Genomic DNA, 11,680 nt, shown 5'->3' with positions numbered 1-11,680 from the left:
GGCTATCAGCCGATGACGGCCAGGATGTCGTCTTCGCGCAGCACCTTGTACTCGACGCCTTCGGACTTGTAGCTGCTGCCGGCGTACTGGCCGTAGATGACCTTGTCGCCGACCTTAACCACCGGCGCGCGCAGGCTGCCGTTGTCCAGGGGCTTGCCGGCGCCGATGGCGACGACTTCACCCTTGGTGGACTTTTCCTTGGCCGAGTCCGGGATCACGATGCCGCCGGCGGAAACTTCGTCGGCTTCGATCGGCTTGACTACAACGCGGTCGTGAAGCGGCTTGATGCTCATAGAGAAAGACCCTCTTAAGTGATTGATTGGCCTGGAAATTATCGGCGATGTTAGCACTCGCACATGACGACTGCCAGCACAGCGCGCGGAAAAAACCCGACAGAGCGGGTGCGGGCCAGAGATTGTGCTGGGCGGGCGGGTTTCAAGGGCCGGGCGCAAAAAATTTTCATCCGCTCGACACGCGGGGGCCACCGTGCAGCCGGGAACTGCGTGAAGGTTCGGGCCGCGCGCGCGGGCCGCGCCATCGCGAACGGAGCAATGGGGCGATCGCCTGGGCCGGGGCACGCTCCACCGACCGGCGCGAGGCGGGCGCACCGCACCGGCAGGGCGCCGCGCCATGGCACCCTACCCTCCCGAGTCGACATTGCCCTGAAGTGGAACCAGGTTCCACCGACTGTCATGCGCAGGCTCTACAGTCGGCGACGCATTCCCCGATCACAAGGAGCTGTCGATGAGGTTGCCGTTCCGTAGTCTTGCCCTGGCCTGCGCCGTCGCCCTGGCCGTCCCCACCGCCCACGCCGCGGTGTTCATCAACGAACTGCATTACGACGACGCGGGCGCCTCCGGCGACAGCGGCGAAGGGGTGGAAGTGGTGGCCACTGCCGGCGAATCGCTGAGCGGCTACCGCATCCAGCTCTACAACGGCAGCACCCCAGGTGCGGCCACGGTCTACTCCACCACTGCGGTGCCGGCCGGCAGCTTGGTCAGCTGCGGCAGCCAGGTGCGTATGGCCACTGTGAGCTATGCCAGCAACGGCGTGCAGAACGGTCCCAACGACGGCGTGGCGCTGGTCGACCCCAGCGGCCAGTTGGTGCAGTTCCTCAGCTACGAAGGCGCCATCACCGGCAGCGGCGGCGCGGCGGCCGGGGTCGCCAGCCAGAACCTGCCGGTCAGCGAGAGCAACAGCAGCGCGGTCGGCAGCTCGCTGCAGCTGACCGGCACCGGCAGCAACGCGGCCAACTTCAGCTGGGCCGGCTCGGCGGCGCAGACCTTCGGCGCCTGCAACCGCGGCCAGAGCTTCAACGGCAGCGGTGGCGGCACGACTGGCGCGCCGACGATCACCAGCACCACCCCGACCCAGGGCGCCACCGGCTTCCCGGCCGCCGGCGATCTGGCAGTGGGCTTCAGCGAGGCGGTAACTCTGAGCAGCGGTGCCTTTGCGCTGAGCTGCGCCAGCTCCGGCAACGTGGCGCTGAGCTACGCAACGACCGGCACCCGGTTCACGCTGTCCACCAACACCGCCCTGGTCGGCGGCGAGCGCTGCACCCTGGCGATCACCGCCAGCGCCATCCGCGATGCCAGCGGCCTGAACCCGGCGGCCAATCAATCCATCGCCTTCACCGTGGCCACCGCCAGCGGCGGCGGCACCGGCTACTACTCGCGGGTGAACACCGCCAACGCCAGCCAGCTGCGCTGTTCGCTGCATGCCACCATCAAGGGCCACACGGTGTACCCGTACAGCGGCACCGGTACCAGCACCTGGACCATCCTGGAGATGGCCGACGAGGACCCCAACAACAGCGGCCGCATCCTGGACGCCTACCGCAACCGCAGCTACGCCAAGGTCAGCGACCGCGCCGGCACCGGCAGCGGGCTCACCTACAACCGCGAGCACACCTGGCCCAACTCGCTGGGCTTCGGCAGCGCCACCGGCGACCGCGGCCTGCCGTACGCGCCCTACACCGACACCCACATGCTGTACCTGACCGACACCGCCTTCAACGCCGACCGCGGCAACAAACCCTATGCCACCTGCACCAGCAGCTGCGGCGAGCGGGTGACCGAGGTCAACGACGGCAGTGGCGGCGGCAGCGGGCGCTATCCGGGCAATTCCAACTGGGTGCGCACGCCAGACGGCAACGGCGGCAGCTTCGAGGTGTGGGGCCGGCGCAAGGGCGACATGGCGCGTGCGGTGATGTACATGGCGATCCGCTACGAAGGCGGCACCGATGCAGGCACCGGGCAGTCCGAGCCGGACCTGGAGCTCACCGACGACCGCAGCCGGATCGTGCAGACCTCGGCCTCGCCCGCCTACATGGGCCTGCTGTCCACGCTGCTGGCCTGGCATCAGGCCGATCCGCCGGACGATGCCGAGCGCGCCCGCAACCAGGTGATCTTCAGCTTCCAGGGCAACCGCAATCCGTTCGTCGATCACCCCGAATGGGCCACTGCTAGCCTGTTCAACTCGGCCAAGCCGGCCAGCTGCCAGCTGGCCAACTGAGCGATACCGGCCCGGCGCGGGATGCGCCGGGCCGGGGCGCTGTGTCTGCAGCGACGCGTGACGGCAGCCGCATCGCTGCCCGGGCGGCCGCGCCCTCCACCCTGTCGCTGACGACCGGCACCATGGACGCTGCGCGATCTGCGCCAGCAGTCGCCCGAGAGCTGCCTCACCCACCCCGGCCTGGGGTGAGGCACCGACCCGGCACGCGCCGCGGTCACCGCCACCCCACCTCGGCGCCTCATCCGATGGCACCGTCCGCGCAGTGCCGCGCGGCCGGCTGTATCGAAGGCGGATGCCGCGTGCGGATCCGGCGCTCCGTCCAGCCAGCGCGGGTCATGCCATGTTTCACGACGTGAGAGCCACCCCGCCTCCCGCGAACGCCATCGTGCCCTGCAGGCACGCCGGCCGTGGGGCGAAATGGATGCCGCGTTCCGGAATCCCCGGTCGATCCCCCGCAGGCAGGAGGATTACACTGCCGGGTCCGATGACTGCCTCTTCCCTCCATCTGTTGCTCAGCACCTGCCCGGATGCCGACAGCGCCGACCGTATCGCCCATGCGCTGCTGGACGAACGCCTGGCCGCCTGCGTGACCCAACTGCCCGGCGTGCAATCGCTGTATCGCTGGAACGGGGCGATCGAGCGCAGCCAGGAAGTGCAGTTGTTGATCAAGACCTGGGAAGACCGCCTGCCGGACGCCATCGCACGGCTGCAGGCGCTGCATCCGTATGAACTGCCGGAGGCGGTGGCGGTCCAAGCCAGCGCCGGGCTGCCGGCCTATCTCGATTGGGTCCGCACCGAAACCCGCTAAGGAATCCTCAACCTCCATGAAGTCCCTGTCCCGCTGGATCGCCCGCCGCGTACGGTTGGCCGCCCCCCTGTTGGCCGCGTCGCTGGCGCTGCTGGCGCCCGCCGCGCAGGCGGTCAGCGAAGCCGACCTGCTGCCGGTGGACCAGGCCTTCGTACTGAGCGCGCAGGCAGACAGCCGCGACAGCATCGCGCTGCAATGGAAGATCGCGCCCGGCTATTACCTGTACCGCCACCGCATCAGCGTCAAATCCGGACAGGGCTTCAGCGCCGGCGAACTGGCCCTGCCGGAAGGCCAGAGCAAGCACGACGAGTTCTTCGGCCAGGTGCAGACCTACCGCAAGCTGCTGCAGGCCACCCTGGCCGGCAAGGCCGAGCCGTCGCTGCAGACCGCGGTGCTGCAGGTCCAGTACCAGGGCTGCGCCGACGCAGGGGTATGCTACCCGCCGCAGCGCCGCGAGATCCGCGTCGCCCTGCCCGACGCACAGGCCACCGCTGCCGCCCCGCCGCGCGAGAACCTGGGCGCACTGGTACCGCGCAGCGCCTCCGGCCCGCGGCTGTTCGGCGCCGCCGGCCAGGCCGCCGGCATGGAGGCGCTGCCGCTGCCGGCCGAGCAGGCGTTCACTTTCGAAGCCATCGTCGGCGACGGCAACAGCCTGCTGCTGCGCTTCACCCCGGCCCCGGGCTACTACCTCTACCGCGACCGCACCTCGCTGGCGGTGGAAGGCAGCAGCGGCGTGCGTACCGGCCTGCCGCGCTGGCCGCAGGGCAAGACCCACCGCGACGAGCACTTCGGCGATGTGGTGGTGTATTTCGACCAGGCCGAAGTCACCCTGCCGCTGCTGCGCGAGCGCGCCGAGCCGGCACGGGTGACCCTGGTGGCCACCTTCCAGGGCTGCCAGACCGACGGCATCTGCTACCCGCCGATGACCCGCCGCGTGGCGCTGGACCTGCCTGCCGGCACGGTGTCGCCGCAGAACCAGGCGCAGGCCGCGCCGCTGATGATTTCGCCGCTGGCCGCCGGGCAGACGCCTGCCGAACCCGCCCCGGCCCAGGCCCAGGCCGCGCAGGGCACTGCGCGTGCGGGGGCCGACGCCTCGGCCGACAACCCGCAGCGCACCCAGCCGCCACATACCGACAAGGGCCTGCTGGCGATGCTGGCGCTGGCGCTGCTGGGCGGGCTGGTGCTGAACCTGATGCCCTGCGTGCTGCCGATCCTGTCGCTGAAGGTGCTGGGCCTGGCGCATAGCGGCGAGAGCCGCAGCCACGCGCGCAGCCATGCCGTCTGGTATTCGCTGGGCGTGCTGGTGTCCTTCGCCGCCATCGGCGGGCTGGTGATCGCGCTGCGCGCGGCAGGGCAGGCGGCCGGCTGGGGCTTCCAGCTGCAACAGCCGTGGTTCGTGGCCGCGCTGGCCTATCTGATGTTCGCGGTCGGCCTGAGCCTGTCGGGCGTGTTCACCCTGGGCAGCAACCTGGGCGGCATCGGCCAGTCGCTGGCCGCACGCAACGGGCCGCTGGGCGATTTCTTCACCGGCGTGCTGGCCTGCGTGGTGGCCAGTCCCTGCATCGCCCCGTTCATGGGCACCGCGCTGGCCTATGCGTTCACCGCACCGGCGCTGCTGGCGATGCTGGTATTCCTGACCCTGGGCCTGGGCCTGGCGCTGCCGTTCCTGCTGATCGGCTTCATCCCCTCGCTGGCCCGCCGCCTGCCCACGCCCGGTGCCTGGATGGAAACGCTCAAGCAGGTGCTGGCGTTCCCGATGTACCTCACCGCGATCTGGCTGCTGTGGGTACTGGGCAAGCAGCGCGGCGTGGACGCGGTGGCGCTGATGCTGGTCGGCGCCACCTTGCTGGCGCTGGGGCTGTGGTGTTTCGAGCGCAGCCGCTGGAGCAGCAATCGCCCGGGCATGCGTCTGGCCGCGGTGATGCTGGTGCTGGCGATCGTGCCGGTGGTCGGGGTCACCCGCCTGCGCCTGCCTGCGGCCACCGCCGCCAGCGAAGGCGTGGTGGCGTTCTCGCCGCAGCTGCTGGACCGCCTGCGCGCCGACAACCGCGTGGTGTTCGTCAACATGACCGCCGACTGGTGCGTGACCTGCAAGGCCAACGAAAAGAACGTGCTGGGCAGCGCCGAGTTCCGCGACGCGCTGCGCCGCGTGGATGCGGTGTACATGAAAGGCGACTGGACCAATGTCGACCCGGCCATCAGCACCTTCCTGGACCAGCATCAGGCCGTGGGCGTGCCGCTGTACGTGGTCTACGGCCCCGGCGCTCCACCGGCGATCCTGCCCACGGTGCTGACCGGCGCGATCACCGAGGATGCGCTGCTGCGCGCGGCGCGCTGAGGCGGCATCTTCGAGGCCCCAATGCGTCTGGCGGGGGGCTGCACCGGTGTACATTGGGCCTGCGAGGCGATCCCAGGAACGTATGCGCCTTGCTGTCATCGGGCAGCCTGCCCGCTTGCCGACTCACCGCCAGACGCCGCGCATGCCCACGACCATCATTTCGTCGCGTCCGAGCCCACACGCGATTAACTCGACAGCATCCAGTCATTTCTTTTCCTAGAAAGTCGCCGCAGCGTGAAGCGCTTTCTCTATGAGCGCATTTCTCAACATTACTCACCGCGCGGTCACAGCGCGATATTCGACCTTATGCTGTCGCCCCCTCTCGGCGATGGCGACATAATGGCCCCCACGTCCACCCGCATCTTTTTCGGCGCAGCAATGCTTTTTGCCGGCATTGCAGGCGCCGATGCAGCACCTGCGACGCCCGGCATTGCGACTGCTGCGGCCGCCCCGGCCAACACAGACCCGTATCTCTGGCTGGAGGATGTCACCGGCACAAAGGCGCTCGACTGGGTGAAGCATCAAGATGCGCGCACCGAGCAACAGCTGGCCGGCACTGCCCAATTCCAGCAACTGGAAACACGTATCCGTGAAGTCATGGACTCGGATGCGAAGATTCCCGATGTGCAGAAAATCGGCGACAGCTATTACAACTTCTGGCAGGACAGGCAACACAAGCGCGGCATTTGGCGACGGACCACACCGGCCGAATACCGCAAGCCGTCACCGAAGTGGGAAACCGTGCTGGATCTGGATGCCCTCAACCAGAGCGAGGGCAAGGACTGGGCATGGCAGCACGAGGACATCGATTGTCTGCGTCCGGCCTATCGCCGCTGCCTGATCACGCTGTCGCGCGGCGGTGCCGATGCCGATGTCACGCGCGAATTCGATCTGATCGACAAGCGGTGGGTGCAGGACGGCTTCGTCCGGCCCGAAGCCAAGGGCGAGCTCTCCTGGATAGACCAGGACACCGTCTATGTCAGTACCGATTTCGGCGCTGGCACCACGACCGATTCGGGCTACGCGCGCGTGGTCAAACAATGGAAACGCGGCACTGCCCTGGATACCGCCACGACCGTCTACGAGGGCAGCCCGCAGGATATGCGCGTGAGGGCCTTCCATGACCACACCCCGGGGTTCGAACGGGATATCGTGATTCGCGAGTTGGGCATCCGCAACAAGCGCTGGTATCTGCGCGACCGCAACGGACGCCTGGCCCAGATCGAGGTACCGGACTCGGCGACCAAGCAGTTGCATCGCCAATGGCTCACGCTGGAGTTGCGCGAGCCGTGGAGCGTCGCCGGCAAGACCTATGCAGCCGGCACGCTGCTGGCCACCCGCTTCGACGATTTCATGGCGGGCAAGCGCGCGTTCGAGGTGGTCTTCCAGCCCACCGACACTGCCTCGCTCAGCAGCGCCGTCTGGACCCGCACGCACCTGGTACTCAACATCCTGGATGACGTCAAAACACGGCTGAGCGTGCTGACCCCCGGTGCGCACGGCTGGAAGCGCAGCGCGTTCGTCGGTGCCCCCACTTTCGGCGCTGCACAGATCAAGGCGCTGGACGACGTCGACAGCGATGCGGTCTGGCTCACCGTCGCGGACGACCTCACTCCACCCACGCTGTCGCTGGCGCAGATCGGCAAGCAACCGCAGCGCCTCAAAGCGCTGCCGGCGTTCTTCGATGCCAGCCGGTTCCTCATCGAGCAACACTTCGTCACCAGCCAGGATGGCACCCGCGTCCCGTATTTCCTGGTCCGCCCGAAGGCGCTGGCATTCGATGGCAGCGCACCGACCCAACTCTATGGCTACGGCGGTTTCGAGATCCCGATGCTGCCGTACTACTCGGGCGTCATAGGACGAGCGTGGCTGGAGAAGGGCGGGGTCTTCGCACTGTCCAACATGCGTGGCGGCGGCGAGTATGGCCCGCGCTGGCACCAGGCCGCACTCAAGCAGAACCGGCACAAGGCCTACGAGGACATGGCCGCCATCGCGCAGGACCTGATCGCACGCAAGGTCACCTCGGCCAAGCATCTGGCCGTGCGCGGCGGCAGCAACGGCGGATTGATGGCCGGCAACATGCTGACCCAGTATCCGCAGCTGTTCGGGGCAGTAGTGATCGAAGCCCCGCTGCTGGACATGCGCCGCTATAACCACCTGCTGGCCGGCGCGTCATGGATGGACGAGTACGGCAACCCGGACACTGCGGACTGGTCGTTCATCCAGACCTTTTCCCCGTATCACCTGTTCGATCCGAACAAGACCTATCCGCCCACGCTCTTCCTGACCTCCACCCGCGACGATCGCGTCCACCCCGGGCACGCACGCAAGATGGCCGCCAAGATGCTGGATGCGGGCAAGGACGCGGTGTTCTACGAAAGCATGGAGGGCGGCCACGCCAACCCTGGCGACAATGCCCAGGCTGCGCATCGTGCTGCGCTGATGTACGCCTTCCTGTGGCGGCACCTCGGGCGCGACACTGCGGCAGCAGAAGGCCGGTAAGGCCCGTCCGTACTGCCATCGGGCCGGCAACTGCGTCCATCGTGCACGGTGGTCACGAGCAGGCTGCGTGGATGCCACCCACTGCGGCGGGCCAGCCGGGCGCGCGCGGCCTGACCCAGGGCGCCTTGCGCCCGTTGGCCGGGACGGCCGAACTTGCTGGCGCGGACACAGAATCCCGACGCGGGGCAGCGGAAGATGCGCCTGGACCGGCGCTGCAGACCGCCGATGTCGGCGCCCGCTGCGCACTGGAGGCGCGCATCCGAAAAACGTGCCCCGGCAGCGGCAGGGGCGCGGAGCCGGCACTTCGGAACGCCACGGCATGCCGCTGCATCGGCACCGGCCGATGCCCGTCGCGCCTGACGCGGCCGGCACCCATCGCAAGAATTCAATCGCTTGTTTAAAACAGCTATAACTTCTGCTATCTGGACAGCATCGCCAGCATCGCGCAGACTTCCGGCCTTTCCGCTCTGCTGGATCTCATGGCCCACCTGCTGCTGCTGCATGGCCCCAACCTCAATCTGCTCGGCACCCGCGAGCCGGAGGTCTACGGGCGCACCACGCTGGCGCAGATCGATGCGGCGCTGGTGGACCGCGCGCAGGCCGCCGGCCACGCGCTGAGCTGCCTGCAGTCCAATGCCGAGCACGTGCTGGTGGAGCGCATCCACGCCGCCCGCGAGGACGGCACTGCCTACATCCTGATCAACCCGGCCGCCTTCACCCATACCTCGGTGGCGCTGCGCGACGCGCTGCTGGGGGTGGGCCTGCCGTTCGTGGAGGTCCACCTGTCCAACCCGCATGCGCGCGAGCCGTTCCGCCACCACAGCTATCTCAGCGACAAGGCCGACGGGGTGATCTGCGGCTTCGGCGCCGACAGCTACCGGCTGGCGCTGGAAGCGGTGATCGCGCGCCTGGAGCGCGACCCATGATCCCCGTCCTGCCGACGCCGGCCACCGCGCCGACGGCCTGACCCCATTCCGCCGGCGCCCGCCGGCACTCTCCACCGATTCACCTCAAGAGGCCCTCATGGATCTCCGCAAAATCAAGAAACTGATCGACCTGCTCGAAGAATCCAATCTCGCCGAAATCGAGATCAAGGAAGGCGAGGAAAGCGTGCGCCTGGCGCGCGTACCCAAGGGCACCCAGGTGATGAGCGCGCCGGTACAGTCCTACGCCCCCGCGCCGGCCGTGCAGGCGCAGGCACCGGCGGCGGCCAGCATGCCGATGCATTCGCCCACCGAGGCCTCCACCGGTGGCGCCAAGCACGCCGCCGCGCTGCCGGAAGGCCACGTGTTGCGCGCCCCCATGGTTGGCACCTTCTACACCTCCCCGTCCCCGGACAAGCCGGCCTTCGTCAGCGTGGGCCAGGCGGTCAAGGCCGGCGACACCCTGGCGATCATCGAGGCGATGAAGATGTTCAACCCGATCGAAGCCGACGTCTCCGGCACCATCGTGGCCATCCTCGGCGAAACCGGCCAGCCGGTGGAATTCGATCAGCCGTTGTTTGTGATTGGCTGAAGCGCGGGGATTAGGGAATCGTGATTCGGGATTCGCAAGAGCGACCGCACGAGCGCCTGACGGTGTGGCGCGATGCGATGTCGCTTGTCGAAGCGGTCTATCGCCTGAGCCACGATTTTCCTGATTCCGAACGCTTTGGACTGACGGCACAGATGCGACGCGCCGCGATCAGCGTTCCTTCCAACATCGCCGAAGGCGCTGCGAGGCGCTCCACTGCCGAGTACCTGCGTTATCTGTCGATGGCGCGCGGCTCATTGGCGGAGCTGGACACGCAACTGCAGATTGCAACGCGACTGCAGTTCACCTCGCCCGATGCGGCAATTGCCGACCTGCTGAATCGCACGTTTGCCAAGCTCAACGCATTGATCCGCACGCTGGACGAATCGCGACATGTCCGCGAGACCGGCGCCTTCTACGAATCCCCAATCCCGAATCCCCAATCCCATGCTAGATAAAGTCGTCATCGCCAACCGAGGCGAAATCGCGCTGCGCATCCTGCGCGCGTGTCATACGCTCGGCATCCGCACGGTCGCGGTGCATTCCACGGTCGACCGCAACCTCAAGCACGTGGCCATGGCCGACGAGTCGGTGTGCATCGGCCCGGCTGCCTCCAGCGACAGCTACCTCAACATCCCGGCGTTGATCGCCGCGGCCGAGGTGACCGATGCGCAGGCCATCCATCCCGGCTACGGCTTTTTGTCGGAGAACGCCGACTTTGCCGAACGAGTGGAGGAATCCGGTTTCATCTTCATCGGTCCCAAGGCCGACACCATCCGCCTGATGGGCGACAAGGTCGAGGCGATCCGCGCCATGAAGGCCGCCGGCGTGCCCTGCGTGCCCGGCTCGGGCGGCCCGCTGGGCGATGACATCGTCGCCAACACCAAGGTGGCGCGCGAGATCGGCTACCCGGTGATCATCAAGGCCGCCGGCGGTGGCGGCGGGCGCGGCATGCGCGTGGTGCATTCGGAAGCGGCGTTGAAGGCGGCGATCGAAACCACCAAGTCCGAAGCCAAGGCCGCTTTCAGCAACGATCAGGTCTACATGGAGAAGTTCCTGGAAAATCCGCGCCACGTGGAAATCCAGGTGCTCGCCGATGGCCAGGGCGGTGCGATCCATCTGGGCGAACGCGATTGCTCGATGCAGCGCCGCCACCAGAAGGTGGTGGAAGAAGCGCCGGCACCGGGCATCACCGAAGAACTGCGCAACGAGATCGGCAAAGTTTGCGTGGATGCCTGCATCCGCATCGGCTACCGCGGCGCCGGCACCTTCGAATTCCTGTTCGAGAACGGGCGTTTCTACTTCATCGAAATGAACACCCGCATCCAGGTGGAACACCCGGTCACCGAGCGCATCACCGGCATCGACCTGGTGTGCGAGCAGCTGCGTATCGCCGCCGGCCACAAGCTGAGCATCAAGCAGAGTGACATCGTGCTGCGCGGGCATGCGATCGAATGCCGCATCAATGCCGAGGATCCGGAAACCTTCATGCCCAACCCGGGCCTGATCACCGCCTTCCATCCGCCGGGCGGCCCGGGCGTGCGCGTGGATACACACATCTACAGCGGCTACAAGGTGCCACCGAACTACGATTCGATGATCGGCAAGCTGATCGTGCACGGCCCGGACCGCGAGACCGCCATCGCACGCATGCGCGTGGCGCTGAGCGAGATGGTGGTGGACGGCATCAAGACCAACATCCCTTTGCAGCAGCGCATCATGCGCGACAAGGGCTTCCAGGCCGGTGGGCAGAACATCCACTATCTGGAGAAGCGCCTGGCCGAGCGCAAGAACAAGTCGATCGCCTTGACCTGATCGCCAGCGCCATGGCACGCAACGAAAAGCCCGGGAAACCGGGCTTTTTCTTTGCTCCCAGGTGCATCGGGCCGACACTGCGTCGCGCCATCAAGCCAGTCCCTGCGTAGATACCGTCTTGCCCCTCACCTGGCAAGGGCTTTCTGTGGGTCAAATGCGGTGCCCGATTTGAGGACGCCATAGACCAGATG

Annotated in this window: 9 protein-coding genes; 8 read left to right on the top strand and 1 reads right to left on the bottom strand. The window is 67.4% G+C overall.

From position 1 onward, the window contains the following. Positions 1-5 precede the first annotated feature (5 nt). Positions 6-293: a co-chaperone GroES gene (locus XcodCFBP4690_RS18965; RefSeq protein WP_003483210.1), complete on the bottom strand. Its 288-nt coding sequence runs from the start codon at positions 291-293 to the stop codon at positions 6-8. A 451-nt stretch (positions 294-744) separates the two neighbouring features. Here XcodCFBP4690_RS18965 and XcodCFBP4690_RS18960 point away from each other — a divergent pair, with 451 nt between their 5' ends. The 8 genes from XcodCFBP4690_RS18960 (at position 745) to accC (ending at position 11,489) form a co-directional block, all read left to right on the top strand. Then, entirely contained in the window at positions 745-2,514 is a 1,770-nt protein-coding gene (locus tag XcodCFBP4690_RS18960) for an endonuclease (RefSeq protein ID WP_104543431.1), read from the top strand. A 484-nt stretch (positions 2,515-2,998) separates the two neighbouring features. After that, complete coding sequence (gene cutA / locus XcodCFBP4690_RS18955) at positions 2,999-3,322, top strand: divalent-cation tolerance protein CutA (protein ID WP_104543429.1); 324 nt, start codon at positions 2,999-3,001, stop codon at positions 3,320-3,322. Positions 3,323-3,338: 16 nt separating this feature from the next. Next, the gene (locus tag XcodCFBP4690_RS18950) at positions 3,339-5,660 is read left to right on the top strand and encodes a protein-disulfide reductase DsbD family protein (RefSeq protein WP_104543427.1); all 2,322 of its coding nucleotides are present in this window, start codon (positions 3,339-3,341) and stop codon (positions 5,658-5,660) included. 378 nt (positions 5,661-6,038) lie between these two features. Then, complete coding sequence (locus XcodCFBP4690_RS18945; RefSeq protein ID WP_104543425.1) at positions 6,039-8,162, top strand: prolyl oligopeptidase family serine peptidase; 2,124 nt, start codon at positions 6,039-6,041, stop codon at positions 8,160-8,162. A 479-nt stretch (positions 8,163-8,641) separates the two neighbouring features. After that, complete coding sequence (gene aroQ / locus XcodCFBP4690_RS18940; RefSeq protein WP_104543423.1) at positions 8,642-9,088, top strand: type II 3-dehydroquinate dehydratase; 447 nt, start codon at positions 8,642-8,644, stop codon at positions 9,086-9,088. A 97-nt stretch (positions 9,089-9,185) separates the two neighbouring features. Then, complete coding sequence (gene accB, locus XcodCFBP4690_RS18935; protein WP_104543421.1) at positions 9,186-9,677, top strand: acetyl-CoA carboxylase biotin carboxyl carrier protein; 492 nt, start codon at positions 9,186-9,188, stop codon at positions 9,675-9,677. Between the two features lie 77 nt (positions 9,678-9,754). Next, on the top strand, positions 9,755-10,132 hold the full coding sequence (locus XcodCFBP4690_RS18930) for a four helix bundle protein (RefSeq protein ID WP_228961641.1): 378 nt from the start codon (positions 9,755-9,757) through the stop codon (positions 10,130-10,132). Then, the gene (gene accC / locus XcodCFBP4690_RS18925) at positions 10,122-11,489 is read left to right on the top strand and encodes an acetyl-CoA carboxylase biotin carboxylase subunit (RefSeq protein ID WP_104543417.1); all 1,368 of its coding nucleotides are present in this window, start codon (positions 10,122-10,124) and stop codon (positions 11,487-11,489) included. Before XcodCFBP4690_RS18930 ends, accC begins: the two co-directional genes overlap by 11 nt. The last annotated feature ends 191 nt before the right edge of the window (positions 11,490-11,680 follow it).

The sequence above is a fragment of the Xanthomonas codiaei genome (assembly GCF_002939785.1).
GTDB classification, from domain to species: Bacteria; Pseudomonadota; Gammaproteobacteria; order Xanthomonadales; family Xanthomonadaceae; genus Xanthomonas; species Xanthomonas codiaei.
The sequence above is the reverse complement of the archived record's forward strand: the minus strand, read 5'-3'. Positions and strand labels throughout refer to the sequence as shown.

Coding starts and splice junctions, on each gene's coding strand:
- XcodCFBP4690_RS18960 (WP_104543431.1), top strand. CDS start 745: ATGAGGTTGCCGTTCCGTAGTCTTGCCCTGGCCTGCGCCGTCGCCCTG.
- accC (WP_104543417.1), top strand. CDS start 10,122: ATGCTAGATAAAGTCGTCATCGCCAACCGAGGCGAAATCGCGCTGCGC.
- accB (WP_104543421.1), top strand. CDS start 9,186: ATGGATCTCCGCAAAATCAAGAAACTGATCGACCTGCTCGAAGAATCC.
- XcodCFBP4690_RS18950 (WP_104543427.1), top strand. CDS start 3,339: ATGAAGTCCCTGTCCCGCTGGATCGCCCGCCGCGTACGGTTGGCCGCC.
- XcodCFBP4690_RS18945 (WP_104543425.1), top strand. CDS start 6,039: ATGCTTTTTGCCGGCATTGCAGGCGCCGATGCAGCACCTGCGACGCCC.
- XcodCFBP4690_RS18965 (WP_003483210.1), bottom strand. CDS start 293: ATGAGCATCAAGCCGCTTCACGACCGCGTTGTAGTCAAGCCGATCGAA.
- cutA (WP_104543429.1), top strand. CDS start 2,999: ATGACTGCCTCTTCCCTCCATCTGTTGCTCAGCACCTGCCCGGATGCC.
- XcodCFBP4690_RS18930 (WP_228961641.1), top strand. CDS start 9,755: ATGTCGCTTGTCGAAGCGGTCTATCGCCTGAGCCACGATTTTCCTGAT.
- aroQ (WP_104543423.1), top strand. CDS start 8,642: ATGGCCCACCTGCTGCTGCTGCATGGCCCCAACCTCAATCTGCTCGGC.